Source organism: Kitasatospora purpeofusca (assembly GCF_000718025.1).
Lineage (GTDB): Bacteria > Actinomycetota > Actinomycetes > Streptomycetales > Streptomycetaceae > Kitasatospora > Kitasatospora purpeofusca.
In genome coordinates, this window is record NZ_JODS01000001.1 from 22,376 (window position 1) to 48,956 (window position 26,581).

Annotated in this window: 26 protein-coding genes; 10 read left to right on the forward strand and 16 right to left on the reverse strand. The window is 75.5% G+C overall.

Annotated elements, in window-relative coordinates; genetic code table 11:
- Positions 1–87 precede the first annotated feature (87 nt).
- Genes IF01_RS0100100 through IF01_RS0100150 form a run of 11 tightly spaced genes read right to left on the reverse strand, consistent with a single transcriptional unit; the run spans position 88 to position 11,723 of the window.
- The gene (locus IF01_RS0100100) at positions 88–1,560 is read right to left on the reverse strand and encodes an ABC transporter ATP-binding protein (RefSeq protein ID WP_244215388.1); all 1,473 of its coding nucleotides are present in this window, start codon (positions 1,558–1,560) and stop codon (positions 88–90) included.
- On the reverse strand, positions 1,557–2,378 hold the full coding sequence (locus IF01_RS0100105) for an ABC transporter permease subunit (protein ID WP_037778587.1): 822 nt from the start codon (positions 2,376–2,378) through the stop codon (positions 1,557–1,559). Before IF01_RS0100105 ends, IF01_RS0100100 begins: the two co-directional genes overlap by 4 nt.
- Positions 2,375–2,575 carry a hypothetical protein gene (locus IF01_RS0100110; protein ID WP_030391091.1) on the reverse strand — a complete coding sequence of 67 codons (201 nt, stop codon included), beginning with the start codon at positions 2,573–2,575 and terminating at the stop codon, positions 2,375–2,377. The genes IF01_RS0100105 and IF01_RS0100110 overlap by 4 nt, the downstream gene beginning before the upstream one ends.
- Positions 2,572–3,519 (reverse strand): ABC transporter permease, encoded by a 948-nt coding sequence (locus IF01_RS0100115; RefSeq protein ID WP_244215389.1) that lies wholly within the window; start codon positions 3,517–3,519, stop codon positions 2,572–2,574. Before IF01_RS0100115 ends, IF01_RS0100110 begins: the two co-directional genes overlap by 4 nt.
- A complete protein-coding gene (locus IF01_RS0100120; protein ID WP_030391093.1) occupies positions 3,516–5,078 on the reverse strand; it encodes an ABC transporter substrate-binding protein in 1,563 nt (520 codons plus the stop codon). The genes IF01_RS0100115 and IF01_RS0100120 overlap by 4 nt, the downstream gene beginning before the upstream one ends.
- A gap of 5 nt (positions 5,079–5,083) precedes the next feature.
- Entirely contained in the window at positions 5,084–5,956 is an 873-nt protein-coding gene (locus IF01_RS0100125) for a class I SAM-dependent methyltransferase (protein ID WP_051754769.1), read from the reverse strand.
- Entirely contained in the window at positions 5,953–7,158 is a 1,206-nt protein-coding gene (locus IF01_RS0100130) for an MFS transporter (protein WP_030391095.1), read from the reverse strand. The genes IF01_RS0100125 and IF01_RS0100130 overlap by 4 nt, the downstream gene beginning before the upstream one ends.
- Positions 7,155–8,300 (reverse strand): dipeptide epimerase, encoded by a 1,146-nt coding sequence (locus IF01_RS0100135; protein ID WP_063764103.1) that lies wholly within the window; start codon positions 8,298–8,300, stop codon positions 7,155–7,157. Before IF01_RS0100135 ends, IF01_RS0100130 begins: the two co-directional genes overlap by 4 nt.
- Complete coding sequence (locus IF01_RS0100140; RefSeq protein WP_369826257.1) at positions 8,297–9,448, reverse strand: PLP-dependent cysteine synthase family protein; 1,152 nt, start codon at positions 9,446–9,448, stop codon at positions 8,297–8,299. Before IF01_RS0100140 ends, IF01_RS0100135 begins: the two co-directional genes overlap by 4 nt.
- Positions 9,449–9,453: 5 nt before the next feature.
- Positions 9,454–10,350, reverse strand: coding sequence for a Rossmann-like domain-containing protein (locus IF01_RS0100145; RefSeq protein WP_078879532.1), 897 nt, complete (start codon positions 10,348–10,350; stop codon positions 9,454–9,456).
- Positions 10,347–11,723: an ATP-grasp domain-containing protein gene (locus tag IF01_RS0100150; RefSeq protein WP_078879533.1), complete on the reverse strand. Its 1,377-nt coding sequence runs from the start codon at positions 11,721–11,723 to the stop codon at positions 10,347–10,349. Before IF01_RS0100150 ends, IF01_RS0100145 begins: the two co-directional genes overlap by 4 nt.
- A 168-nt stretch (positions 11,724–11,891) precedes the next feature.
- Here IF01_RS0100150 and IF01_RS0100155 point away from each other — a divergent pair, with 168 nt between their 5' ends.
- The 4 genes from IF01_RS0100155 (at position 11,892) to IF01_RS0100170 (ending at position 15,948) form a co-directional block, all read left to right on the forward strand.
- Positions 11,892–12,482, forward strand: coding sequence for a GNAT family N-acetyltransferase (locus IF01_RS0100155; protein ID WP_051754770.1), 591 nt, complete (start codon positions 11,892–11,894; stop codon positions 12,480–12,482).
- A 198-nt stretch (positions 12,483–12,680) separates the two neighbouring features.
- Positions 12,681–13,346, forward strand: a complete 666-nt coding sequence (locus tag IF01_RS0100160; RefSeq protein ID WP_030391101.1) for a TetR/AcrR family transcriptional regulator — start codon at positions 12,681–12,683, stop codon at positions 13,344–13,346.
- 99 nt (positions 13,347–13,445) lie between these two features.
- Positions 13,446–14,978: an MFS transporter gene (locus IF01_RS0100165; RefSeq protein ID WP_030391102.1), complete on the forward strand. Its 1,533-nt coding sequence runs from the start codon at positions 13,446–13,448 to the stop codon at positions 14,976–14,978.
- A 529-nt stretch (positions 14,979–15,507) separates the two neighbouring features.
- The gene (locus IF01_RS0100170) at positions 15,508–15,948 is read left to right on the forward strand and encodes a PPOX class F420-dependent oxidoreductase (protein WP_051741869.1); all 441 of its coding nucleotides are present in this window, start codon (positions 15,508–15,510) and stop codon (positions 15,946–15,948) included.
- A 266-nt stretch (positions 15,949–16,214) separates the two neighbouring features.
- Here the strand turns inward: IF01_RS0100170 and IF01_RS0100180 are convergent, their stop codons facing one another.
- Positions 16,215–16,484: a DUF1876 domain-containing protein gene (locus IF01_RS0100180; protein WP_030391104.1), complete on the reverse strand. Its 270-nt coding sequence runs from the start codon at positions 16,482–16,484 to the stop codon at positions 16,215–16,217.
- A gap of 191 nt (positions 16,485–16,675) precedes the next feature.
- Here IF01_RS0100180 and IF01_RS0100185 point away from each other — a divergent pair, with 191 nt between their 5' ends.
- Complete coding sequence (locus IF01_RS0100185; RefSeq protein ID WP_078879534.1) at positions 16,676–17,593, forward strand: YndJ family protein; 918 nt, start codon at positions 16,676–16,678, stop codon at positions 17,591–17,593.
- Positions 17,590–18,135, forward strand: coding sequence for a DUF1990 domain-containing protein (locus tag IF01_RS0100190; RefSeq protein WP_030391106.1), 546 nt, complete (start codon positions 17,590–17,592; stop codon positions 18,133–18,135). The genes IF01_RS0100185 and IF01_RS0100190 overlap by 4 nt, the downstream gene beginning before the upstream one ends.
- 784 nt (positions 18,136–18,919) lie before the next feature.
- On the opposite strand, the gene IF01_RS50800 is transcribed toward IF01_RS0100190, so the two are convergent.
- The 3 genes from IF01_RS50800 to IF01_RS51315 are packed head-to-tail and all read right to left on the reverse strand — an operon-like array spanning position 18,920 to position 20,836.
- Positions 18,920–19,630: an anti-sigma factor family protein gene (locus IF01_RS50800; RefSeq protein ID WP_051754771.1), complete on the reverse strand. Its 711-nt coding sequence runs from the start codon at positions 19,628–19,630 to the stop codon at positions 18,920–18,922.
- Entirely contained in the window at positions 19,627–20,187 is a 561-nt protein-coding gene (locus IF01_RS0100200) for a sigma-70 family RNA polymerase sigma factor (protein WP_051754844.1), read from the reverse strand. Before IF01_RS0100200 ends, IF01_RS50800 begins: the two co-directional genes overlap by 4 nt.
- 55 nt (positions 20,188–20,242) lie before the next feature.
- Positions 20,243–20,836, reverse strand: coding sequence for a hypothetical protein (locus tag IF01_RS51315; RefSeq protein ID WP_051754772.1), 594 nt, complete (start codon positions 20,834–20,836; stop codon positions 20,243–20,245).
- 195 nt (positions 20,837–21,031) lie between these two features.
- Here IF01_RS51315 and trxA point away from each other — a divergent pair, with 195 nt between their 5' ends.
- Positions 21,032–21,457 carry a thioredoxin gene (gene trxA, locus IF01_RS0100210; protein WP_255360267.1) on the forward strand — a complete coding sequence of 142 codons (426 nt, stop codon included), beginning with the start codon at positions 21,032–21,034 and terminating at the stop codon, positions 21,455–21,457.
- Between the two features lie 98 nt (positions 21,458–21,555).
- Here the strand turns inward: trxA and IF01_RS0100215 are convergent, their stop codons facing one another.
- Positions 21,556–22,533 carry a helix-turn-helix transcriptional regulator gene (locus tag IF01_RS0100215; RefSeq protein WP_030391111.1) on the reverse strand — a complete coding sequence of 326 codons (978 nt, stop codon included), beginning with the start codon at positions 22,531–22,533 and terminating at the stop codon, positions 21,556–21,558.
- A 221-nt stretch (positions 22,534–22,754) separates the two neighbouring features.
- Between IF01_RS0100215 and IF01_RS0100220 the strand changes: the two genes are divergently transcribed.
- From IF01_RS0100220 to IF01_RS0100230, 3 genes are all read left to right on the forward strand, one after another.
- Positions 22,755–23,498 carry an alpha/beta fold hydrolase gene (locus tag IF01_RS0100220; protein ID WP_030391112.1) on the forward strand — a complete coding sequence of 248 codons (744 nt, stop codon included), beginning with the start codon at positions 22,755–22,757 and terminating at the stop codon, positions 23,496–23,498.
- A 266-nt stretch (positions 23,499–23,764) separates the two neighbouring features.
- A complete protein-coding gene (locus IF01_RS0100225) occupies positions 23,765–25,279 on the forward strand; it encodes a dihydrolipoyl dehydrogenase family protein (protein WP_030391113.1) in 1,515 nt (504 codons plus the stop codon).
- A gap of 204 nt (positions 25,280–25,483) precedes the next feature.
- Positions 25,484–26,581 (forward strand): WD40/YVTN/BNR-like repeat-containing protein, encoded by a 1,098-nt coding sequence (locus tag IF01_RS0100230; protein WP_030391114.1) that lies wholly within the window; start codon positions 25,484–25,486, stop codon positions 26,579–26,581.

Sequence of the window (26,581 nt, forward strand, 5' to 3'; positions counted from 1 at the left end):
CGGCCGGGGCTCACCCGGCCGGAGCGCTCGGCGACCTGGGCGTTCCCGACCCGGTCGACGCGCGGGTGCGGAGGGCGGCCGGCGGTGCTACCCGGGCGGGGCGGTGTCCTGTCGCCCGAACGGGTGAGCCGTGGAGGCGGGGTGCAGCCGGCCGTCGGCCAGGGTGGCCACCCGGTCGGCCAGGGCGTCGACGGCCGCCGGATCGTGGGAGACGAACAGGAGCGCCAGACCCGCCCGGTCCCGACGGTCGGCGAGGTGGGCCAGAATCGAGGCCCGGGTGTCCGCGTCCAGTCCTGCGGTGATCTCGTCGCACACCAGCACCGCCGGGCCGACGATCAACGCCCGCGCCAGTGAGGCCCGTTGAAGCTCGCCACCGGACAGGCCGGCGGGCGGGCGGGCGGCCTTCGCCGGATCAAGGCCGAGTGCGGCGAGCAGGGCGGCGGACTCCGCCCCGGCTTCCGACGGGGTGCGGCCGCGCAGCCGCACCGCCGCCCGGGCGACCTGGTCGATCACCGGGCGGTGGTCCGCGAACGCCGACCGGGCGTCCTGAAAGACGTACTGCACGGCCGCCAGCCGCCGCCGTCCGCGCTGCCGGACGCTGCGCGGCAGCGGCTCGCCGTCCAGCAGGACCGTGCCCTCGTGGCGCGGGTGCAGCCCCGCCAGGCAGCGGCCGAGGGTGGTCTTGCCGCTGCCCGTGCGGCCGGTGAGGGCCAGGCACTCCCCCGCCCGCAGGCTCAGCCCGACCTCGTGCAGCACCACCGCGCCGCCGGGGTGGCGGGCGGTGAGGCCCGTGACGTCGAGCCGGACCGGCGCGGCCGCACCCGAAGTCGGGGCCGGGACCGGTGCCGGGGCCGGTGCGGACCGGGCCGGGGGCACCACCGGGCGGGCGGGTACGCGCAGGACCTCGTCGGGCGGGCCCACCCGCACCGCGCGGCCGTCGGCGAGCAGCACCACCTCGTCGGCCGACTCCCGGACCAGGTCCAGGTCGTGGCTGAGCAGCAGCAGCCCGGTGCCGCGCGCGGCGAGTCGGCGGAACAGGGCGGCCAACCGGCGCGCGGCGGCCGGGTCCTGGCCGGTGGTGGGTTCGTCGGCGACGATCACCCGTGCTCCGGTGAGCAACGCCTGGGCGAGCACCAGCCGTTGCTGCTGGCCGCCGGAGAGCTGGTGCGGGTAGCGGCGCAGCAGGCCCTCCACCTCGGACAGTTCGGTGTCGTGGAGCGCGCGCCGGACCGCCTCCGGGCCGCCGCCGTGCACCCTGGCGAGGTCGCGGAGCAGGACGCCCGCCCGACGGACCGGGTTGAGCACCGTTCCGGGGTGCTGGGGCACATGGCCGACCGGGGCACCGCCCGCCCCGGCGAGGGAGACGGTGCCGGACACCCGGGCGCCCTCGGGGTACGCGCCCAGCAGGGCGAGCGCGGTCGTCGTCTTACCGCTGCCGGACGGACCCACCAGGGCCGTCACCCGGCCGGCGCGCACCCGCAGCGACACCCCGTCCACCAGGACCCGGGGGCCGATCCGCACCCGCAGGCCGTCCACGGCGGCCAGCTCCGGCCCACTCACGCGGCGGCCCCCGGTCCGCACCGGCCCGCTCCCGGACCGCGCCCGCGCGGCCGGGCCAGTGCCGTGTCGAACAGCAGATTGGTGCCGGTCGACAGCCCGGCCACCAGCAGTGCCGGGACGACCACCGCCCAGGGCTGCAGGAACAGCCCCGCCCGGTTGCGGTCCACCATCACCGCCCAGTCGGCGGTGTCCGGCCGCACCCCGACGCCGAGGAAGGCCGCCGTCGCCACCAGGTACAGGGCGCCCACCAGACGGGTGCCCGCGTCGGCGGCCAGGGTGCGGCGGATCGTCCGGGCGACCTGCCCGAAGGCGATCCGCCACCAGGACTCGCCGTGCAGCCGCAGCGCCTCGACCACCGGGCGGGACGCCGCCGCCACCGCCGCCGCGTGCGCGACCCGGGCGATGTCCGGTACCGCCGTCAACCCGACCAGCACGGCCAGTCCGACCGGTCCCGGCTCCGCGGCGGTGGCCACCAGCAGGACCAGGAGCAGCGCCGGTACGGCGATCAGCACGTCCAGGGGCCGCAGCAGCAGCTCCTCGACCCAGGTCCGCCCGGTCAGTGAGGCGGCCAGCGCGAGCGGCAGCGCCAGCGCGTAGCCGAGGACGGTCGCGGCGACCGCCACCAGCACCACCGGGCGCCCTCCGAGCAGGACCTGGCGCAGGACGTCGCGGCCGGCGAAGTCGGTGCCGAGCCAGTGTCCGGCGCCCGCCGTGAACGAGACCCCGCGCGGCCCCGGCCCGCCCGCCAGCAGCGGCCCGCCGAGGGCGAGCAGCAGCGGCACGGCGACCAGGCCGAGCCCGAGCGCGTAGCGCCTCACGGTGCCACCGAGGCCCTCGCCCGGCGGCGCCCGGCGGCGGACCCGCCGACCCGGCGGACCAGCCACCGGCAGCGCCGGGCGAGGGCCCGGCAGACGCCGCAGTCGCAGCGACGGGCGGTGAGGTGGTCGGCAGGTCCGCGGTCGGGCCGGCGGCCGACGGGACGGTGGAGCCGGGTGGCACGGGGCAGGGCGGTCATACGGCGACTTCCGTTCGGGGGGCGAGGCGGCGGGCGGCGAGGTCGGCGGCGAGGTTCAGCAGGACGGTCACGGTGCCGAACAGCACCGCCAGGCCCTGGACCACCGGCACGTCACGGGCCGCGACGGCGTCCAGCAGCACGGTGCCGAGCCCGGGGACCACGAACAGCGCCTCCGCCACGATCACCCCGCAGAGCAGCCACTCGGTGGTGCGGGCGAGGTGCTGCACCACCGGGGCGAGGGCGTTGGGCAGCGCGTGGCCGAGCCGGACCCGGTGCGGCGGGACTCCGCAGCGCAGCGCGTGGACGGCGTACGGGGCCGCCATGGCGTCGAGCAGCCCGGCCCGGACCAGCCGCGCGGTCGAGCAGACCGGGCGGGCCAGCAGCACCACGACCGGCAGCACCAGCACGGCGGGCTGCCGGCCGATCCCGCCGACGGCGGTCGGCGGGAGCCAGCCCAGCCACAGCGCGAAGACCCCCGTCAGCAGCACGCCCAGGGCGAACTCCGGTACCGCGTAGACCGCGAGGGTCACTGTGCTGACAGCGCGGTCCAGCGGTCCGCCCTCCCGCCGGGCGGCGAGCAGCCCGAGGCCGACCGCCGCCGGGACGAGCAGAGTCAGGGTGAGCGCGGCCAGCAGCAGGGTCGGGCCGAGGGCCTCGGCCAGGTGGTCGGCGACCGGGCGCCCGCCGACCAGGGAGCGGCCCAGGTCGCCGTGCGCCAGCTCCCCCGCCCAGTCGGCGAAGCGCTCCACCGCCGGGCGGTCCAGCCGCAGCGAGGCCCGCAGCGCGGCGATCCGCGCCGGGTCGGGGTCGTCCCCCGCGGCGACCACGGCGGCGTCGCCGGGGAGCGCCTCGGTGAGCACGAAGACCAGGACCGGGACGGCCGCGATCTGCCCGGCGCCGAGCAGCAGCCGGCGCCGCACCCAGCCGCGCGACGTGGCCGTCACGCCAGCCGGACCTTGTCGAACCTGGCCCAGTCGAGGGTGTTGGCCGGGGCGTCCGCCGCCACGCCGTGCAGCCGCGGGGCGTGGCCGACGATCCAGTCGGCGAAGCCCCACACCAGTAGTCCGCCCTCGTCGAACAGCCGGCGCTGCATCCGCTCGTAGAGGGCGGTGCGGGCCGCCGGATCGGCCGTGGACTGGGCCTGGGTGTAGAGGTCGTCGAAGTCGGGGCGGCGCCAGTGGGTGGCGTTGGTGGTGGAGCCGGAGAGCAGCCGCTGCGAGATGTGCGACTCGATCGGCATCGCGCCGGAACGGAAGGAGGCGAGCACCCCGCCGTCCAGGATGTCCTTCCAGTAGGTGTCCTTGTTGCCGACCCGCACGTCGATCGTGACTCCGGCCCGGGCCGCCTGGTCCTTGAGGATGCCCGCCGCCTCGACCAGCCCGGCCGCGACCGGCGAGGTGTCGAGGGTGACCCGCAGCCCCTCGGCGCCGGCCTCGCGCAGGAGCGCGCGGGCCCGGTCGAGGTCCCGGGTTCGCTGCGGCAGACCCGCCGGGTAGTACTGACTGCCCTTGCCGAACAGGTCGTTGCCGATCTCGCCGGCACCGGAGAGCGCGCCGTCGACCAGCTCCTGCCGGTCGACCAGGTGGAAGAACGCCTGTCGGACCCGGGGGTCGTCGAACGGCGGCCGGTCGGTCTTCATGACGAAGCCCTGCATGGCGCTGTTGCGCAGCCGGACGATGCCGATCCGCCCTCCGGACGCATGGGCGCGGGCGGTGGCCGGCGCCAACTCGTGGGCGTACTCGGCCTGCCCGGCCAGCAGGGCGTTGGCGCGGGCGGACTCCTCGGCGGCCGCGAGGATCTCCAGCTCGTCGATGTGCGGAGCGCCGTCCCAGTACCCGTCGAAGCGGCGCAGCAGCAGGGAGCGGCCGGGCTCGAAGGAGACGAAGGAGAAGGGCCCGGAGCCGACCGGCGCCCGGAAGTCCTCGGTGCCCTCCGGAACGATGTAGGCGCCGAACGCGGCCAGGACGTTGGGGAATTCGGCGCACGGGCGGTTCAGCCGGAACTCCACGGTGCGCGGGTCGGTGGCCCGGCTCGCGGCGAGGTCGATCGGTTCGAGCGAGGCCCGGGCCCGGAACGCCCGCCCGGGGTCGGCTATTCGGCGGTAGCTGTACAGGACGTCGGCGGCGGTGACCGGTCGGCCGTCGTGGAAGGCCGCCTCGCGCAGCCGGACGGTCCAGACGTCGAGGCCCGGGCCCGGCTCCCAGCCGCTGGCGAGCCGGGGGACGGCGGCGAGGTCGGGGCCCCAGTCGGCGAGCTTGTCGTGGAGCGCCTTGGCACGGGCGGCGTCGGCGAAGAGGTTGACCCGGTGCGGGTCGAGGGTCTCGTCGGCGCCGCCGCCGGCGAACAGGGCGCGCAGCCGGCCGCCGCGCCGGGGGGTGGCGGCGTCCGGTTCGCGGTCGGCGGCGGCCGTGCCGCCCGGGGCGGAACAGGCGGCGAGGGCGAGCGCCGCGCCGGAGGCGGCGGCGGCGGTGAGCAGGGTGCGGCGGGCGAGTGGGCGGGGCATCGGGGTCAACTTCCCTTTCGGGCAGGGGGTTCGAGCCGGGCGACCAGGTGCAGCCGGTCGCCGTCGGCGCTGTCGGGGGTGCCGGGGGTGCAGGGGGTGTCGCCGGTCCCGGCGGCCCCGACGTCGTCCGTCCACGGGGGGTCGGTGCGCGGGCCGGGCCGGTCGTGCAGGGCGAGGACGGTGAAGCCGTGGTGGGCGAGCAGATGGCGCAGCTCCTGCGGGAAGAGCAGCCGCCAGGCGGAGTGCTGCTCGACCGGCGGCGCGCCGTCGTCCCCGGCCCAGCTGCGGGTGCGGCGCAGGAGTTGGGCGGCGTGGTCGATCCAGAGCACGGTGCGCGAGGTGAGCGTGATGCCCTCGTGGGTGATGCTGTCCAGCCTCGGCGCGTCGAGGAGTTCGGTGCGCCCGAGGAAGAAGGCACCGTTGCGCATCTCGGCGACCAGCAGTCCGCCGGGGCGCAGATGGCGGCGGATCCGGCCGAAGAGGGCGTCGAGGTCCTCGTTGGTGTGGCAGTGGAGCAGTGCGCTGTCCAGGCAGAGCACCGCGTCGAACCGCCCGGGCAGCGTGAAGTCCCGCATGTCGCCGATGTGGTAGGCCGGTCCGGGGTGGCGGGCGCGGGCGTGGGCGATCATCTCCGGCGAGCTGTCCAGGCCGGTGACGGTGCGCCCGGCGACGCGGTGCAGCCATCCCGCGTCCCGCCCGGTGCCGCAGCCGAGGTCGAGCACCTCGGGCCCGGCGCCGTGGGCGCGGAGCATCGCCTCGGCCCATCGGGCGGCGGTGGACTCCGGGTCGGGGAACCGCAGTTCGTAGAGTTCCGGACGGTCGGTGAGCAGGTTCCGGTGGGTCCCGGCGGGGGGCGGCGGGGTCGGGCGGCGGTTCATCGGGCCTCGCTGGGGAGAGGGCGGGCGGGGGCGGGGAGCCGCCCGGTGCGGTGCAGCCGGGCGAGCGCGGTGGCGGAGGCGAGGCCGAGGCCGGCGCAGAGCAGCCAGGGTGCGGTGGCGGCGCTGTCCATGGCCCGGCCGACCAGGGTGTTGCCGAGCGCCGCGGCGAAGCCGGAGACCACGTAGTACAGGCCGTAGTAGGTGCCGGTCAGGCCGTCGCGCCCGAAGGCCGGGATCAGGGCGAGGACGAAGGGCTGCGCGATCATCAGCCCGAGCTGGAGCAGCAGGACACCGCCGAGGACGCCGGGCAGGCCCGGTGCGGCGAGCGGCAGCAGGAAGCCGGTGGCGGCGACGGCGAGGCCGAGCGGGATCCAGCGGGAGGGCTGGCCGTGCAGCTGCAGGCGGGTGGTGATGCGCAGTTGCAGGGTCAGGTTGGCGAGGGTCGCGGTCAGGAAGACCAGGCTGACGGCGCCCTCCCAGCCGGTGGCGCGGCGCGCCGCGTCGGGCAGCAGCAGGTAGAGCTGGCTCTCCATGCCGAACAGGCCGACCATGCCCAGGGAGAAGGCCAGGAACCGCCGGTCCGAGGCCACTTCGCGCCAGTCGGCGAGCACCCCGCGCGGGGCGGGCTCGGCGGCGCGCTCGGGCAGGGCGAAGGCCTGGGCGACGGTGAGGACGGCGAAGACGCCGGCCGCGGTGAGCGCGGCGGTCCGGAAGTCCACCAGCAGCAGGACGGTGCCGATCAGCGGGCCGGCCAGCGCGCCGGTGGTGGCGAACACCGAGAACAGCGCGAACGCCTCGGCCCTGCGGTCCGCCGCCTCGCGTGCGACGTAGGTGCGCACGGCCGGGTTGAACAGCGCACCTGCCAGCCCGCTGAGGGCGGAGGCGGCGAGCAGCACGCCGAGGGTGTCGCCGAGCGCGAACAGGCCGAAGCCGACGCTGCGCAGCGCGCACCCGGCGATGATGACGCGACGCGCGCCGAGCCGGTCGGCGGCCGAGCCGCCGAGGATGAACAGGCCCTGCTGGCTGAGGTTGCGCAGCCCGAGCACGGTGCCGACGGCGAGCGCGGACAGGCCGAGGTCGTGCCCGAGGTGCCCGGCCAGGTACGGGATCAGCAGGTAGAAACCGGTGTTGACGCCGAGCTGGTTGACCAGCAGCAGCCGTACGGGCAGGGGGAAGGTCCGTACGGCGCGCAGTATTCTCACCGGCCGGCCGCCGGACGGGCCTCGGCGAACGACCCGGCGCGGCCTTCGGGCGCGGGAGCCCCGGACCCGGGGGCCGGGACGTCGGGAACGGGAGCGGGAGCGTCGGGCGCGGGCAGCACGCCGAGGCCGGCCCGGTCCGGGGTGCGGACGGTTCCGTCGGCACCGCCGATGCCCTGCCAGGGGTCGTGGGCGAGCAGCAGGTGGCCGTCGAGGTCGAGCCAGCGGGCCCGGTCGGCGAGGTGGACGGCGGGCGCGATGCCCAGCGAACTCGCCACCAGGCAGCCGAGCATCAGCTCGGTGCCGCTGCCGCGCAGGGCCTCGGCGATGCGCAGCACCTGGTGGACGCCGCCGCACTTGGCGAGCTTGAGGTTGACGCCCTGGACCCGACCGGCGAGCCGGCACGCGTCCTCGTGGTCGACGGCGTCCTCGTCGGCGATCACCGGGATCGGCGAGCGCTCGGCGACGGCGGCGAGCGCGTCGGGGTCGCCCGGGGCGATCGGCTGCTCGACGGCCTCGACCCCGGTGGCGGCGAAGGCGGGCAGCAGCCGGAGGGCCTCGGCCGGGGTCCAGGCGCCGTTGGGGTCGAGCAGCAGCCGGGCCCCGGGCGCGGCCTCGTGGACGGCCCGGACCCGGACCAGGTCGAGGCCGGGGTCGGCGCTGCCGGCCTTGATCTTGATCACGGTGAAGCCCGCGTCGGCGAGCCGGGCCGCCTGGACGGCGGCGCGGGCGGGCGGCTCGATGCCGATGGTGCGGGCGGTGACGGCGGCGACCGGGTCGGCCCGGCCGAGGAGGCGGTGGACGGGTTCGCCGGCCCGCTTGCCGACCAGGTCCAGCAGGGCGGCCTCGACGGCGGCCAGCACGCCCGGCGGCAGCGCGGCGAACGGGGCCGCACCGGAGGACAGGTCGGCGAGGGCCTGCTCGGGGTCCTGATGGCGCTCCAGCACGGGCCGCAGCAAGGCGAGTTCATGGTGGATCCGGTGGGTGGGCAGGCCCAGGTGGAGGCTACTGACCACCTCGCCGTGGCCGGTCAGCCCGCCGTGGCCGAGGGCGAGCCGGACCGCGTCCCGCTCGGTGGTCACCGAGCGGGAGATGCGCAGCGGTGTGGCCAGGCGGAGCCGTCCGGTACGGATGTCGAGCCTCATCGGTCCTCCTCGGTGCGGGCGGGTCCGGCGGCGGCCGGGACTGTGACGACGGCGGAAGCGGGGGCGGGGGCGGTGACGACGGCGGAGGCGGTGACGGGTGCCGTCCGGCCGGTGCTGCAGCGGGCCCAGCCACTGACCTCGACGGCCGCCGGGTGCGGGATCTCGATCGGGCGCGGCGCGGCCCGCTCGGCGTCCAGACCGTGCCGCCGGCAGAACGCGTCGTCGTACACCGTGCCGAGGTAGCGGTGCGGGCCGTCGGGGAAGACGGTGGCCACGGCGGCGCCCGGATGGACCCGGGCGGCCCAGGCCGAGACCAGGGCGACCGCGCCGGTGGACCAGCCGCCGCTGACGAACGCACCCCGGGCCAGCCGCCGGCATGCGTCCACCGCTTCCGCCGGGCCGACCCAGTGCACCTCGTCGAAGGCCTGGTGGGCGACGTTGCGCGGGTGGATCGAGCTGCCCAGGCCGCGCATCAGCCGGGGCCGGGCGGGCTGGCCGAAGATGGTGGAGCCGACCGAGTCGACGCCGATGATCCGCAGCCGGGGCCAGCGGCGGCGCAGGGCCTCGGCGAGCCCCGCACTGTGCCCGCCGGTGCCGACACTGCACACCAGCACGTCGAGGTGGTCGAGCTCGGCGGTGATCTCCTGGGCCATCGCCCGGTAGCCGGCCGCGTTGTCGGGGTTGTTGTACTGGTCGGGCCAGTAGGCGTCGGGCAGCAGGTCGAGCACGGCGCGCAGCCGGGCGAGCCGGGCCGCCTGCCAGCCGCCGTGCCGGGCCGGCCGCTCGACCAGCTCCAGCCGGGCACCGTAGGCGTGCAGCAACTGCCGCATGGACGGTTCGAGTTCGCTGTCGCCGACCAGCACGACCGGGTGCCCGAGGGCCTGCCCGGCGAAGGCCAGACCGACCCCCATGGTGCCCGAGGTGGACTCCACCACCGTGGCGCCGGGGCGGAGTTCGCCGCGCGCGTGGGCACCGCGCAGCATGGCGACGGCCGAGCGGGCCTTCATGCCACCCGCGCCCAGCCCCTCCAGCTTGGCCCAGAAGCCGGGGTGCGGGTGCGGCAGCGGGGTGGTGATGCGGGTCAGCGGGGTGCCGCCGAGCAGCGGGAGCAGGTCCGGATTGCCCAGCGCGGCCCCCGGGTCGAGCAGGGCGGTCACCGGGCCGCACCCCCTCGGTCCGTCGAGCCGCCGTAGAGGTGGACCACGGTGGGGCCGCCGTCGAGCCAGAAGAAGGGGTAGGGCTCGGCGCTGACGGCAGTGACGCCGTCCCCCAGCAGTCGGGGCAGCACCGCGCTGCCGGTCTGGGCGAACAGCACCAAGGGCTTGCCGGTGGCGCGGGCGTGCGTGAGCAGTGGATCGAGCGAGCCATTGCCCAGGGTCATGCCGGAGGCGAGCACGGCGTCGCAGTCGTCGAGGTGGGCGAGGGCGTCGGTGCGCACCGGTTCGTCCCACTCGGTGGTACCGCCCTTGAGGTCACAGGGAACGTACTCCGTTCCGCGCGAACGGAGCTGCTCCAGGAGCGAGTTGACGACTCCGACAACCAGCACCCGGCGGACGCCGGCGAGCGGCAGCAGTCCCACCACGGCGGCGGCTCGGGCGCGGGACTTCGCCAGCGAGGAGCCTGCGGGCAACGGGTGCGGGCGGGCGCCCTCGGCCGGCCCGTGCGGGCGGCAGTGGCCGAGATAGGCGTCCAGCGCGGCGACCCGGACGGCGACGCGGGGGTGGTCGAGCAGTTCGTCGACGGTGGCGCCGACGCAGTCGGTGAGGGTGTCGGCGGAGAGGTCGCCCGGCTCGACGGCACAGGAGCCGACGGCGGCGCCGAGCCGCAGACTGAGCGCCTCGTTGCGGTAGCCGCGGGCGCGGCCGGCGTGCCGGACGGCCTGGGCGGTGGTGAAGGCGAGCGCGATCCGCAGGGAGGCCGGGTCGGGCCCGTACGCCCCCGTACGGGCCCGCCCGGTGATCAGGTCGAGCGCGGGGGTGTCCGCGCCCGGGGGGACACCGGCACCCGGAGGGGCGACGGCGGTGCCGGTGGTGGCGACGGCGACGCTCATGCGAGCACCCCTGCGGGTGCGGCCGCGACGGGTGCGATCCCTGCGGGTTCGACCGCGACGGGTGCGACCGCGTCGGCGTCGCCGGAGGCGTGCTCGACGGCCGCCTCGGCACCCGTCGCCGTGAGGCGCGGGGTGAGCCCGGCCAGCAGCCGCTCGGCCGCGCCGCGGGCCCCGGCCCCCACGCTGTCGGCGGTCATGACGTGCCCGAGGTACTCGTTGTTACTGGTCGCCGGCCGGACCTCGCGGCCCGCCCCGGCGAGCGCGAGCTCGACCACCGCCGGGTCGCGCCGCACCGCGTCCTCGCCGTCGAAGCCGTCCAGCAGTCCGGCCTGCCCGCCCTCGGGGACGAGGAAGGCGATCGCCGCACTGGTGACCCCGGTCGGGTGGACGGCCAGGTCGGGCCGGCGGCCGAGGGCCACGTCGACGGCGGCGGCCGCGAGGTCGACGCCGGTGACCCGCCGGACCAGCTCGGTGATCCGGTTCCCGGCCGGACGCGGGTTGACCTCGACCACGCGGGGCCCGCTCGGGGTCAGCTTGATCTCGGTGTGCGCGACGACCTGGTCCAGTCCGAGCGCGGCCAGCGCGGCGAGGGCCGTGTCGGCGGCGGCCCCGGCCTCGGCCGGCTCCAGGGCGGCCGGGAACATGTGCCCGGTCTCGACGAACGCGGGCGCCCCGGCGACGCTCTTGTCGGTGATCCCGACGACGTGCGCGGCGCCGCCCGCCGAGACCGTCTCGACGCTGACCTCGGGCCCGGTGAGCAGTTCCTCCAGCAGCACGACCGGCTCCCGGCGCTGGCCGCGCGCGTTGACCGGGAACCCCTCCAGGGCCCGGAGCGCGACCAGGAGCTCGGTCTCGTCGACGACCTCACGGACGAACATCCCGGCGCACAGGTCGACCGGCTTGACCACCAGCGGGTAGCCGATCGCCCGCGCGGCGGCCCGGGCCTGCTCGCGGTCGGTACAGAGCGCGTACGCGGGCCCGGGGACGCCGGCCTCGGCGAGCTTCCGCCGGGTGAGGTCCTTGCGGCAGGCGGCCTCGACCGCCTCGGGGGCGGCCCCGGGCAGGACGAGTCGGTGGGCCACCCGTGCGACCTGGGGGAGGTAGTAGTCGCAGGAGGAGAGCACCCCGTCGAAGCCCAGCAGCCCGTGCAGCCGCTCGGCGTACGGGAGCAGCACTGCCGCGTCGTTGGTGTCGACGGTGAGGATGTTGTCCGCCGCGAGCAGCGGGTGCGGGCCGTCAACGGGGGCGGCGCGCAGGTAGTGGTGCAGGTCGCGGGTGAGGAAGGTGAAGCGGTGGCCGCCCTCCCCCAGGGCCCTCGGCAGCAGCCTGCTCATGGAGCCGACCCAGCTCTCGATCACCAGCAGATGCGCCACGGTTCTCCCCTTCGACGGACACGACGATCGGTGGACAGGCAGGACGGTAACGGGATTCGTTTTCATTTTCAACACGCCGGACCGCACTTCCGCCGACGCATCAGATGAAAGTGGTTTTCATGTACGCTGACCATCACCCTCCCGCCCCACCTTCGGTCGGAGTTTCTGATGCAGCGTCAACTTCCTTATGCAATCCGCCATGCCGTGCCGGAGGACGTCCCCGGGGCGCGCCGACTGATCCTCGACACCTTCTACCGCGAGTTCGGCTACGGCTACGTGCCCGAGTGGCACGCCGATGTGGTCGACCTCCAGGGGTACTACCTGGACCACCCCCGGCACGCCCTGCTGGTCGCCGTCCACGCCGGGGAGGTGGTCGCCACCACCGCACTGCACTCCACCGGGCCGCTCCACCCGCCGCACCCGCGCGAGGTCGCCGAGCGCTACCCCTCGGGGACCACCGCCCAGCTGGTCCGGGTGTACGTCCGGGCGGAACACCGGCGGCAGGGCCTGGCCCGCGAACTCGTCGAGCGCGCCCGCGCGTTCGCCGCGGCGGAGGGCGGCTACCGGCGGCTTTACCTGCACACCAACACCGCGATCCCGGGCGCCGAGCCGTTCTGGCGCAGCCTCGCCGAGGAGGTCCACGACGCCCGTCCGACCGGCGAGCACGGCCCCGGTGTGGCCACCGTCCACTTCGAGATCCCGCTGCACCGGCCCGTCCGCACCGGGACGGACACCGGCTCCCGGATCGCGGTGGGGTGACCCCTCGGCCGCCGGTCCGCCCCGCGGTGGCGGCGCGGCCGGTCGTGACGATGGCGGATGCCGCCGGCACGGACCGTGATGTGACTCAGGTCACACGGAAGCGTGAAATTTCCGGGGAGCGATTCCCCGTTTAGCCCTTCGTAGGACTAAGCGGGGAGTTTCTCCCCGGAACTTGTATGCTTCGGGAGGAGCAGAGCCGTGAGCACCGCCGCCACCCGGCCGACCCCGACCACGGAACCGGCCCGCACGCCCCGACTGCGTGCGGACGCCAGCCGCAACCGTGAGCGGATCGTGCTGGCGGCCCGGGACGCGTTCGTCGAGCACGGCGCCGAGGCGCCGCTGGACGAAATTGCGAAGCGGGCTGGCGTCGGAAACGCTACGCTCTACCGGAACTTCCCCACCAGGGCGGCACTGATCCGCGAGGTGGCACTGCTCGTCAAGAACCGCATCGTGGCGATCGCCGAGCGGGCCGCCACCGAGGCCGCCGGCCCGTTCGACGCCCTGGAGCGGTTCGCCCACGAGACGGTCGACGAGAAGGTCGGCGCGCTCTGCCCGATGCTCACCAACCGGGTCGACCTGAACGATCCGGACCTGGCGGAGGCACGCGAGCGCCTGTTGGCGGTCGTCGGCGATCTGCTGGACCGGGCGAAGGCGGCGGGCGAGATCCGTCCGGACGTCGCCCACGGTGACCTGTTCATCGCGCTCAGCCAGCTGACCCGCCCGCTGCCGGGCACCTCGTGCCACATCCTGGAGGGATTCGTCCACCGGCACCTGCAACTGTTCCTGGACGGCATGCGGGCGCCCGCCCGTTCCACACTGCCCGGCCGGGCCGCGACCTTCGAGGACTTCCACGGCGACCACTGATCCGACGCGTCCGCCGACGTTCTTCTCCCCTTAACCCGTTGTCCCTTGCACCGCACCGCACGTCTTCCGCACACCTCGCACCGTGAAGTGAGTACCTCCATGTCAAAAACCGATGCCCTGCCCGCCGTTCAGCCTGATCCGAGGCGCTGGAAGGCCCTGATATTCATCGGCCTCGCGCAGCTGATGGTCGTCCTGGACGCCACCATCGTGAACATCGCGCTGCCGTCCGCCCAGAAGGACCTGGGCATCACCGACGGCAACCGCCAGTGGGTGATCACCGCGTACGCGCTGGCCTTCGGCGGGCTGCTGCTGTTCGGTGGCCGGGTGGCCGACCTGTGGGGGCGCAAGCGCACCTTCATCGTCGGTCTGACCGGCTTCGCACTGGCCTCCGCGCTCGGCGGCGCCGCCGCCAACACCGCGATGCTGCTCGGCGCCCGCGCCCTCCAGGGTGTCTTCGGCGCCCTGCTCGCCCCGGCCGCGCTCTCGCTGCTGGCGGTCATGTTCACCGAGGCCAAGGAGCGCGCCAAGGCGTTCGGCATCTACGGCGCCATCGCCGGTGGTGGCGGTGCGATCGGTCTGATCCTCGGCGGTCTGCTGACCGAGTACATGAACTGGCGCTGGACCTTCTTCGTCAACATCCCGTTCGCCGTGGTCGCCGCCGTCGGCGCCGTCATGGTGATCCGCGAGCCCGCCGAGGGCCGCAACCGCAACCGTCTCGACGTGCCCGGCGTGCTGCTGGTCACCACCGGTCTGGTCGCGCTGGTCTACGGCTTCACCCGGGCCGAGTCGGACGGCTGGAGCTCGGGCATGACGATCGGCCTGTTCGTCGCCGCCGCGCTGCTGCTGGCCGCGTTCGTCCTGGTCGAGAGCAAGGTCAAGGCGCCGCTGCTGCCGCTGCGCGTCGTGCTGGACCGCAACCGCGGCGGGGTCTACCTGTCGCTGGGCCTGGCCGTGATCGGCATGTTCGGTCTCTTCCTCTTCCTGACCTACTACCTGCAGATCGTGCTCGACTACAGCCCGGTGCTGACCGGCGTGGCCTTCCTGCCGATGGTGGCGGGCATGATCACCGGCTCCACCCAGATCGGCGCCCGCCTGATGACCCGCGTCCCGGCGCGGTACCTGATGGCGCCCGGCTTCCTGCTGGCCTCGGTCGGCATGCTGATCCTGACCCAGATCGACCTGGACACCTCCTACCCGGCGCTGATCCTGCCCGGTCTGGTCCTGATGGGCCTCGGCATGGGCACCGCGTTCATGCCGGCGATGAGCCTCGCCACGCACGGCGTCCAGCCGCGCGACGCGGGCGTGGCCTCCGCCATGGTCAACACCTCGCAGCAGGTCGGCGGCGCCATCGGCACCGCGCTGCTGAACACCATCGCAGCCAGCGCCACCACCACCTGGCTGGCGGCCCACGCCGGCGAGGCCACCAACCCGGCCGCCGCGAAGGCGGTGCAGTTCGGGGGCATGGTGCACGGCTTCTCGACCGCTATCTGGTGGTCCTTCGGGATCCTGGCCCTGGCGGCCGTGCTGGCCTTCGTCCTGATCAACGCCGGTCGCCCCGGGACCGGCGGCGCCGGCGAGGGCTCCGGCGAGGGTGCGGCGGACGCCAACCAGGTGCCGGTGCTGGTGCACTGACCCTGGTGGGGTAGTCGCGACGGTGCGAGGCGGCCCGTCCGGTGTCTTCAGGACACCGGACGGGCCGCTCGCCGTTTCCGGGGTCCTTCGGATTGCCCGGCGGTGTCGCCTGCGTCTGCGTCTGCGCTGGTGCCGTGCCTGCGCCGTTCGGGTGGGATTCCCCGTCGTCGGCGAGCGGCACCCGTTCCGGGTCCCGGGCGGCAGGAGGCGCGGTTCTGCAGTGGCGCACGCCCCGCTCGCGCCCGCGGAAGCACGCCGGTCCGCCGCTTCCGAACGGTCCAGAGCCCTCGAAACGGCGGCCGCCCTGGACGACAATGGAGTGGCCCACCCGGCCCGGGTCCTTGACCGGACCCGTGCCACGCTGTCCCGTGGGTCGTACGGCGGGGCACCCGGACCGCCGGGCCCACCGCGGAGCACCGCACCGCCTGCGAGCAGCACGCCCTGTGGAACGCCACGGGAGCACCGGACGCCCCGACCACCGGGGCCGCGCCGGACGCGACCGCCCGCCGGACCGGAGAGGGAGGACACCGTGCACGACCGTACCGACCAGCTCGCCGACAGCAGATACCTCCTGCTCACCTCCTACGGCGAGGACGGCCGCCAGGTCCACTCGCAGAGCTGGGTCGTCGCCGACGGCACGGCGCTCGGCATCTGGACCCCCGCTCACTCCGGCGAGGCCGAACGGATCCGCCGCCACCCCAAGGTGCTGGTCGGCCCCTGCGACGCGCACGGCCGCCCGACCGGGGCGCAGCTCCCGGCCCGGGCCGCCGTCTGCGACGAGGACGCCACCGCCCGCTATCGCGCGTCGCTGATCAACAAGTACGGCCTGTCGGCCTTCGTGGTCCTGGCCCGCAGCCGGATGCGGCTCGGGCTGGCCGGGACGGTCGGGATCCGGATCACGCTCAACGAGCTGGAGCGGCGGCTGATCGGGCCCGAGTGGCAGGTGCCGACCACGTACTGCCCGAACTGACGCCCCACGGGGGCGGCGGGGGGCGGGTGCGGGCCGGCGCGGGGCGGGGCGGCGGGCCGGCTCGGGCCGGGCTCAGGCCAGGCCGTTCTCCGGGGCGCGGGCGAGGTCGCCCGGCTCGCAGGCCTCCTGGCCGGTCCCGGTGTGCACAACCTTGACCGCACGGCCCGGCCCTCCCGGCACCACCCGCTGCTCCTTCCCGCACCTCGGGCAGATCAGCGGGATGCGCGACCGGTGGGCGGCCGGGCCCGCGGCACCTTCCGACGGCGTCACGACAGCGGGTGGGTCGGGATCGGGCTGACCTGCTGGATCTCACCGTGGGCCTTGGTGAGCAACTGCGAGGCGAGGTCGTTGAGCGCCCGTGCGGCGGCGATCTCCTCGCCGACCCTGAGCTGTTCCGGGTCGGACGGGTGGCGGCTGGTCCAGCCGTGCGCGCGCAGCTCCGATCCGTCGCCCAGCCGCAGCATGGCCGCGGCGGCCGTCCGTGCCCCCTCCTCGCGGAACTCCATCTCGATGTGCCAGCCGACAAGAGTCTGCATGGCCAATCACCTCCGGCAGTCGTTCCTGGTCCGGTCACCCCTCCTACCCCTCCAGGGTGCGCCGCGCCCCTCGCGAACACCAGGCCGGGCGGTGGAGGCTGCCCGGAAACCCGAACTTGAACGCGTTCAATGCCGAGCGTAGAGTCGGCGCGCAAGGGAAGTTTGAACGCGTTCAAGGAGGTCCGGCCGCCATGGGCAGAGGCACCGCGGAACTGGTGGACCTGCTGGTCCTGCTCGGCATGGGCGCGGTGGTCCCGCTCGGCCTCGCCCTCGTCGACGAACCGGGACTCGCCCGGCTGCGCCGCCTGTGGCCGCTCGCCGCCGTCCCCGGCGCACTGTCGCTGTGGCTGCCCCGAGGCCCGTTCGCCACCTGCACCGCCGCCTGCTACGCCCTCGGCACCCTCGCCGTCGCCGCCCACGCCCCGCTCCGGCTGGCCCGCACCCGCTCCCTCGCCCCGGCCGAGATCGCCGTCCTCACCGCGCTGGCCATGCCCTCGGTCGCCGGACTCGCCCTGGTCGCGGAGCGCGCCGGATACCGGCTGTTCGGCTTCGACCTCGACATCCTCGCCCTGACCGTCCCGCACTTCCACTACGCCGGATTCACCGCCGCCCTCGTCGCCGGACTCGTCTGCCGCGCCGTCCCCGACCGCCCCGCCGCCCGCTGGGCCGCGCTCAGCGTCCCGACCGGCACCCTGCTGGTGCTCGGCGGCTACTTCGTCGGGGACTGGGCCGAACTCGTCGGCGCCGCCGTCCTCACCGCCGGCATGTGGCTGGTCGGCCTGCTCACCTGGCGCGAGCTGCGGCCCCGGGCCGAGGACCGGGGCGGCGCCGCCCGGTTCACCGGCACACCCGTACTGCTCGGCGTCTCGGCGGCCGTCCTCGCCGCCACCATGCTGCTCGCCCTCTGGTGGGCCCTCGGCGAAGCCTCCGGCCTCCCCCACCCCACCCTCGGCTGGATGGCCGCCACCCACGGCGTCGGCAACGCCCTCGGCTTCGCGCTCTGCTCGCTGCTCGCCTGGCGCCGCCTCGCCCTCGCCCCGATCCCGCCGGTCCCGCCGATGCCGCCGATGCCGCCGATGCCGCCGATGCCGCAGGAGGCACTTCGATGAACGCCACCGCACCGCTGGACGACCTCAACTACCCCGAGGTCGGCGCCAGCACCCGCCTCGACGCCCCACTGCCGGCCGGCTACAACCACCTCCGCCACCGCGCCCTGCTCGGCCACGGCCGCGCCGCCCTCGACGCCGCCGGGACCGCCGTACTGGACTGGCGGATGCACCGGGCGGCCGGCGTCCGGATCACCACCGACGCCGACCGGGCCGCACCCGGGGTCGCGGTCCAGTGCGCCATCGGCATCGGCCCACTGCGGGCCGGCGCCCCGTGCCGGGTCGTCTGGAGCACCACCGAAGGGGAGCCCGACCGCTACGGCTTCACGTACGGCACCCGCCGGGGCCACCTCGCGGTGGGCGAGGAGACCTTCGTGGTGGAACTGGCGCCGGACGGGGGAGTCTGGTTCACCGTGAACGCCTTCAGCCGCCCCCAACGCTGGTACGCCCGCCTCGCCGGCCCCCTCCTCCCCCTCGCCCAACACCTCTTCGCCCGCCGCTGCGCCCGCGCCCTCACCCACCTCGCCACCCGGGCGACCCGGTAGGCCCCGGAGTGGGAAGTCGGCGACTCCGACTTCCCACGACGGACGGACCAAGGCGCCCGGCGGAGGCCAGGAATGGCGGAGGAGGTCGGCAGAGTCGACCCCCCGCGCCAACATCCCCGCAGCAACAACAGAAACCCCTCACACCAAGCGGAAAGTCAGCCAGGTCAGCTTCCCGCGCCACACCGGCCGCCGACTCCGGTCACACCCAGCGGGGCTGCGGCATCGCACGCCGTCGACGGTGAGCGGGAGTGGGAAGTCGGCGATGTCGGCTTCCCACGAAAGGCAGGCCACAACCCAAGGGGGTGAGGGCGGGGGGACAGGAAGTCGGCGACTTCGACCTCCCACGGCGGGCAGACCACGGCGCCCGGTGGAGGCCGGGTGTGGTGTGGGAAGTCGGCGGGGTCGACTTCCCGCGCCACACCGGCCACCGACTCCGGCCATGCCGAACTGCGCGGCGGCATCGCGCGGCGCCAACGAGGGGTGGGAGTGGGAAGTCGGCCGCATCGACCTCTCGCGGCGGGCAGGGACAGGTGACGCAGGAAGTCGACATCGCCGACTTCCTGCTCCGAGTGGGGTGCCGGGTACGGGGTGCAGGAGGTCGGCGGTATCGGCCTCCCGCGGCGGGGGGAGGCGCTCGGTGAGGGGCGGACGGCGCGGGGTCATCGCGCGCCGTCGACGAGGAGCAGGAGTGGGAAGTCGGTCTCATCGACTTCCCGCGTGGGTCGAGGGACGGGGTGGCGCAGGAAGTCGGCAAGGTCGACTTCTCGCGCCAGGTGGTGGGGGGTCAGGGGGTGTGGGTGGGGACGGTGAGGAGGAGGGTGTCGGTGTCGAGGGTGCGGATTTCGAAGTGGTCGATGGTGGTGGGCGGGAGGGCGGTTCCGCCGGTGGTACGGAGGGCGGCGGTGGTGTAGCCGGTGGCGGGGACGCTCCAGGTGGTCACCGTCTGGCGGTCGCCGGCGGCGGAGACGGCGACCAGGTCGCAGGTGAGCGGGCCGGGGACGCCGGAGAGTTCGAGGGTGACCCGGCTGCCCCAGGGCGCGGCGTCGACGCCGACGACGGCGTGGGCCCCGGTCGCGGGGTCCGTCCCGGTGAAGCGGTGGGCGGCGGCCGTGGCGACCACCGCGGGCGGGGAGTCGGCGGTGATGACGGCGGCGGTCACGGCCGGTCCGGCCAGTGCCACGGCGGCCGCCGCGACGACCAGTGCCAGCCGCCGGACCCGGCCCCGGCGGCGAACCGCCCCGGCCTCCGCCACCAGCCGGTCGAGCAGCGCCGGGTCCGGGCTCGGCAGGGGGTCGGCCGGGTCGCCGTCGGCCGCGTACTCGGCCAGCAGCGTTCCGACGGGGGCGAGTTCGGCCAGCTGCCGAGCGCACTGCGGGCAGCCGGTGGCCAGATGGGCGTCGAAGGCGGCGCGTTCGGCCGGGTCCAGCACGCCGAGGACGTAGCCGGCCACGTCGAGGTGCACGGACGGCTCCGGGCCGGGCTCGAACGGTGTCACGGTGTCACGCCCCGTTCCTCCAGAGCGAGCCTGAGCGCGCGCAGCGCGTAGTACAGCCGCGAGCGCACGGTGCCTGCGGGGATGCCGAGTTCGGCGGACGCCTCGGTGGCGGTCAGGCCCTTGAAGTAGGTCTCCACGACGACCTCCCGGTGCGCGGGCGACAGGTCGCCGAGAGCGTCGGCGACCGTCATCATCCGCAGTGCGCGGTCGAGTTCGTCCGCGGCGGGCAGCAACTCCAGCGGCGCCGCGTCCACTTCTCGCGGCCGGGCGAGCGCGGCGCGGTGGCCGTCGATGACGATCCGCCGCGCGACGGTGGCCAGCCAGGGGCGCAGCGACACGGCCGCCGGGTCGAGCCGGTGGAGGTTGCGCCAGGCCCGCAGCAGGGTCTCCTGCACGACGTCCTCGGCGCGTTGGCGGTCCCCCGCGACGAGGTGGAGCACGAAGCCCAGCAGGGGCCCGGCGTGCTCGCGGTAGAGGGCGCGCATCAGCTCCTCGTCCGGTGCCGACGCGCTCCGCGCGGCCGGGCGGCCGCCACCGGGAGGTTCCTCGGTCACCATCACATCCTTGCGCACCCGTGCCTCCGGGTCGAGTGTGGGCGGCGGCCCGTCGGGCTCAGTAACCGGAGCCGCCCGAACTGGCGGCGGCCCGGTCGCCGGTGGGGGTCACCGCGAACCAGACGCCCTGGACGCCCTGGCCCTTGGTGTCGCCGGGGTTGTGGTCGGGGGCGTAACGGTAGAGCGGCCAGCCGGCGACGGTGAGCTGCTTGCTGCCGTCGGCCCGGGTGACGGTGCCGACCAGTTTCGCGTCGATGCCGTTGACGGTGACCGCCGTGCCGGCGGCCGGGGCGGCGGCCGGGGGCCAGAGCGCGGCGCAGTCGCCGTTGCAGGTGGCGGTGGGCGGTGTGGCGCTGTCCTTGTCGAAGCGGTAGAGGGTGAAGCCCGCGCTGTCGGTGACGACGGTGCCGAGCCGGGCGTCGGTGGTGGTCCGCAGGGTGGCGGCGGACGTGCCCGGTACGGCGGGAGCGGAGGAGGACGCGGGCGGGTTCGCGGGCGGCGAGCCGCCGGAGGAGCCGGACGAGCCGGACGAGCCGCAGCCCGCGACGAGGGCGGCGGCGGCCAGCCCGGCGGCGGCGAGCACGGCGAGGCGCCCGGTCCCGCGAACGGAACCGGTCGGGCCTTCGGTACGGGTACGGCGGATGTTGCGCATGGTGACCGCTCCCCGGTCGGTGGGTGGGCACGTCGGTGCCTGACACCCTCCGGTACGGACGGGAGCCCCGTTCCGCTCGACGAATCGCGCGGTAGGGTCCGCGGAATAGCGCGCGGACAGCAGCCGTTGTCGGGGGCAGATGGCCCAGGGGTTGTCCGACAACTCGCACCGCGCGCGCGAGTTGTCGGACAACCCCTGGACCGCCACCACCGGAAGGGCAGGAATCGCGAGATGAGCAGCACGGTCGAGCTGACCAAGGAGAACTTCGACGAGATCGTCCCCGGTGAGGGCGGCAAGGATTTCGTCCTGATCGACTTCTGGGCGGCCTGGTGCGGCCCGTGCCGGCAGTTCGCGCCGGTCTTCGAGAAGGCCGCCGAGCGTCACCAGGACCTCGTGTTCGCCAAGGTCGACACCGAGGCGCAGCAGGAGCTCGCCGCGGCGTTCGGGATCCAGTCGATCCCGACGCTGGCGATCATCCGGGAGGGCGTGCTCGTCTTCTCCCAGGCCGGGGCGCTGCCCGAGCCGGTGTTCGAGGATCTGATCGGCCAGGCCAGGAAGCTGGACATGGACGAGGTCAAGCGGAAGGTGGCGGCGGAGCAGAACGGCGCTCCGCAGGCCTGACGGCCGTTCGCCCCTGCGGCGGGCTCCGGGGCGGTTCGTCCGTCCCGGGGCCCGCCGTCGCGTTTTTCGGCGGACCGGCGGGCGTTCGGAGGGGTGCCTCAGCCGTCGGCCGGTGCCGGTCCGTCCTCCGTCCAGTCGGTGAGGCGGGCGGCCAGCGCGCGGACCTCGTCGCGCAGGGCCGCGGGGCGGCGGACGGTGAAGGGCCAACCGAGGCCGGCGAGCATGACCGCCATGCCGTCGAGGCGCTCGGCCCGGGCGCGGAGCAGCACCCTGCCGTCCTCGGTCGCGGTGACCGTGCCGGCGGTGGGCGGGATGCGCCGGCGGGCCTCGTCCAGACCGGTGGTCAGGACGACCTCGATCTCGTGCTGCCACGGCACCGAGGCGAGCGATTCCAGGACCCGCCGCACCGGGTCGGCGTCCGCGGGCGGTTCGAAGCCGGCCTCGCCCGGGTGGACGGCGCGGATCCGGTCCAGCCGGAAGGTGCGCTGCTCGCCGCTGCGGTGGTCCAGCCCCGTGGTGTACCAGCGGCCGGAGTGGAAGACCAGCCCGTACGGGTCGAACTCGCGCTCGCTGGGCGTGCCGACGCGGTCCCGGTAGTCGAGCCGGACCCGGCGGCCGCGGCGCGCGGCCTCGGCGAGCGTGAACAGCGCCGAGGCGGCCGGGCTGGGGCCGGCGGCGGGCGCGGCGGTCAGTCCGAGGGTCTGCTCGACGGCCGCGACCTGCTCGCGCAGCGCCGGCGGCAGCACCCGCTGGATCTTGGCGAGGGCCGACTCCCCGGCCTGCTCCCCCACCGACAGCCCGGACCGGCGGCCGGCCAGCAGGCCGAGCACCACCGAGGCGGCCTCGTCCCCGGTGAGCATCAGCGGCGGCAGCCGGTAGCCGGGCAGCAGGCGGTAGCCGCCGTAGCGGCCGCGCTCGGCCCGGACGGGGATGCCGAGTTCGGCGAGCCGGGACGCGTAGCGGCGCACGGTGCGGACGTCGACCTCCAGCCGCTCGGCGAGTTCGGCGCCGGTGAGACCGGGGCGGGCCTGGAGCAGTTCGAGGAGGGCGAGGATGCGGCTGACCGGGTGCTCCACCGTGCTCCGCTCCTGTTCTCCCGTACGGCCGGACGGTCGGCCGGGCGGTCGGCCGGGCGGTCGGCCGGGCGGGGCCGACGACCGGGTGGTCGAACCGGCGGCAAATCCGGTCGAGTTCTGTCCGGTTGCCATTCTAGGGTCGGGTCACGGCGGGCGGCCCGGGTGACGGTCAGGACCGGATCCGGGCGCACCACAGGCATTCCAGAGAGGACCGTCCCATCATGAGCACCTTCGTACTCGTCCCCGGTTTCTGGCTCGGCGGCTGGGCTTGGGAGGCCGTGGCCGAACCCCTGCGCGCCGCGGGCCACACCGTGCACGCGGTGACCCTGCCCGGGCTCGCCGAGCGGGCCGGCGAGGCCACGGCGGAGACCGGCGCCGAGGCCCAGGTCGCCGACCTCGCCGAGCTGTTGGTCCGGGAGGACCTCCGGGACGTGGTCCTGGTGGCGCACAGCGGCGGCACCATCGCCGTGTCCGGCGCGGCCGACCGGGTGCCGGAGCGGATCCGGCGAGTGGTCTACCTCGACGCGGGCCCGCTCGCCGACGGTGTCGCGCTCGCGGACCTCTGGGAGCCGGACTACCGCGCCACGCTGGAGGCCACGCTGGTGGACGGCCGGTGGCTGCCGCTGCCGTCCTGGGAGGTGCTGGCCTCCGACGGCGCCTCGGTGGAGGGCATCGACGAGGCCGGGCTGGCGCGGTTCCGCGAGCGGGCGACGGCCCAGCCGGCCGGGACGCTCTACGAGCCGGTGCGGCTGACCGGCGGGGCGGACAAGCTGCCGAAGGCCCTGGTCTCCTGCTCGATGCCGCTGGCGCAGGTCCGGGAGCTGATCGCCGCCGGACACCCGTACTTCGCGGCGCTCGGCGGGGCGGAGTGGGAACTGCGCGAGGTGCCGACCGGGCACTGGCCGATGTTCTCCCGGCCGGCCGAAACGGCGGCGGCGCTCGCGGAGTTGGCGGCGCTCGGCTAGGTCGCTTCCTCGTACCCGGTGGCCGCAGCACCGTACCTCTGTGCGGTGCTGCGGCCACCGAGGTGTGAAGGGGTTGTCCGGACCGGCGCCTCGCCCGCGTGTTCGGCTGCGCCGGGCGGTCCGGTCGGCGCAGGATGGGCACGGCAGGACGCCGGGGCGGCGTGGCGGCACGACGGCGCACCGGCACCGGAGCACCACCGGCACGTCTGCGGCCCCGCGCCGTCCGCCCGAACAACAGCACCGATCCAGAGCAGCGAGGAGCACGTATGACCTCCCCCCAGTCCCCCGCCCCCGAGGAGTTCGACGTCATCGTGATCGGCGCGGGCCCCACCGGCGAGAACGTCGCCGACCGGACGGCCGCCGCCGGGCTGCGCACGGTGATCGTGGAGAGCGAACTGGTCGGCGGCGAGTGTTCGTACTGGGCCTGCATGCCGAGCAAGGCGCTGCTGCGCCCGGTGGCCGCGCTGGCCGACGCCCGCGCGGTGGCCGGTTCCCGGGAGGCGGTCGGCGGCCGGGCGCTGGACGCGGCAGCGGTGCTGGCGCGGCGTGACTCCTTCGCCTCGCACTGGCAGGACGACGGCCAGGTGCAGTGGCTCCGTGACACCGGCATCGAACTGGCCCGGGGCCACGGCCGGCTGGCCGGCGAACGGCAGGTGACGGTCGAGTCGGAGGACGGCGGCGAGCGGCTGCTGGTCGCCCGGCACGCCGTCGCGATCTGCACCGGGAGCCGCCCGGTGCTGCCGCGCGACGTGGCCGGACTGGCCGACGCCCGACCGTGGACCAACCGCGAGGCGACCGGCGCGCCCGCCGTCCCCCGGCGGCTTGCCGTGGTGGGCGGCGGGGTGGTCGGCGTGGAACTCGCCACCGCCTGGCGGGCACTCGGCTCGGAGGTGGTGCTGCTGGTCCGCGGCTCCGCGCTGCTGCCCCGGACGGAGCCGTTCGCCGGTGAGCTGGTCGCGGACGGTCTGCGGGACCTCGGGGTGGACCTGCGGTTCGGGACGGAGGTGACCGCGCTGGAGCGACGGTCGGTGGACGGCGCGGACAGGACGGACGGGGCGGACAGGACGGGCGGGGCGGACCCGGCGGACGGCCCGTCCGAGGTCACGCTCACCCTGGGCGACGGCGGGCGGCTGACCGTGGACGAGGTGCTGTACGCCACCGGGCGCGCCCCGCGCACGGCCGACGTCGGCCTGGAGCAGGTCGGTCTGCACCCCGGCAACTGGCTCGACGTGGACGACAGCTGCACCGTGCTCGGCGTCGACGGCACGTGGCTGTACGCCGCCGGGGACGTCAACCACCGGGCGCTGCTCACCCATCAGGGCAAGTACCAGGCGCGGATCACCGGCGCGGCGATCGTCGCCCGCGCCCAGGCGCGCCCGCTGGACACCGAGCGCTGGGGCGCGCACGCCGCGTCCGCCGACAGCGCCGGCGCGCCCCAGGTGGTCTTCACGCAGCCGGAGGTCGCCGCCGTCGGTCTGACCCTCGACGCCGCCGAACGGGCCGGACTGCGGGTCAAGGCGATCGACCACGACCTCGGCGCGGTCGCCGGGGCCTCGCTCTACGGCGACGACTACCGCGGCCGGGCCCGGGTCGTCTTCGACCTGGACCGGGAGGTGCTGGTCGGCGCGACCTTCGTCGGCCCCGGCGTCTCCGAGCTGCTGCACTCGGCGACGATCGCGGTGGTCGGCGAGGTGCCCATCGACCGGCTGTGGCACGCGGTGCCCGCCTACCCGACGATCAGCGAGGTCTGGCTGCGGCTGCTGGAGGGCTGCCGGGGCTGACGGTGGCAGGCGGCGCGGCCGCCCGGGCGGCCGCGCTGTCGGGTGCGCTGTCAGGTGCGCTGTCGGGTGCGCCCTCGCGTGCGGGCGGTGCCCGGCGGCGGTCCGCCCCGGCGCGGCGCGCTGGTGGCGGGCCGTCGACGGCGGGACACTGGCCCGGGAGGGGTGTCCGCGGGGGCCGTTTCGCCGACCGGGTGGTGTGTGGCAATGACCGAGGTGCTGTTGGCCGTCGGGACCGAGAAGGGCCTCTTTCTCGGACGCAGTCGTAACCGGGTGGACTGGGAGTTCAGCGGGCCGCACTTCCGGATGAACGCGATCTACTCCGTCGCCGTCGACCGCCGCGGCGGTCGGACCAGACTGCTGGTGGGCGCCGACAGCAGCCACTGGGGCCCGTCGGTGTGGCGCTCGGACGACCTCGGCGCGAGCTGGTCCGAGCCGTCCGCCCCGGCCGTCCGCTTCCCCGAGCACACGGGCGCCTCGCTGACCCGGGTCTGGCAGCTCCAGCCGGCCGGGCCCGAGGCCCCGGGCGTGGTCTACGCGGGCACCGAACCCGCCGCGCTGTTCCGCTCGGCGGACGGCGGCGAGACCTTCACCCTGGTCGAGTCGCTGTGGGACCACCCGCAGCGCACCGAGTGGGGCGCCGGCTACGGGGGCCAGGGCCTGCACACCGTCCTCTGCGACCCGCGCGACCCGGAACGGCTGCTGGTCGCCGTCTCCAGCGGCGGCGTCTACCGCAGCAAGGACGGCGGCGGCAGCTGGGAACCCTCCAACACCGGTCTGCGGGCCGAGTTCCTGCCGGAGGAGAACCAGTACCCCGAGTTCGGCCAGTGCGTGCACAAGATCGCCCGGGACGCCGTGAACCCGGACCGGCTCTACCTCCAGAACCACGGCGGCGTCTACCGCAGCGACGACGGCGGGGCGAGCTGGCGCTCGATCGCCGACGGCCTGCCCGCCGACTTCGGCTTCGCGATCGCCGCCCACCCGCACCGCGCCGACACCGCGTACGTGTTCCCGCTCGGCGGCGCCGACGACCGGATCCCGCCGGGCCGCCGCTGCCGGGTCTTCCGCACCGACGACGCCGGCGACAGCTGGCAGGCACTCGCCGAGGGCCTGCCCGGCGAGGACCACTACGGCGTCGTGCTGCGGGACGCGCTGCGCACCGACGACCTCGCACCGGCCGGCATCTACTTCGGCACCCGGACCGGCGAGGTCTACGCCAGCAACGACGAGGGCGCGCACTGGTCGCCGGTGCTCTCCCACCTGCCGGACGTCCTCTGCGTCCGCGCGGCGGTGATCGCGGACTGA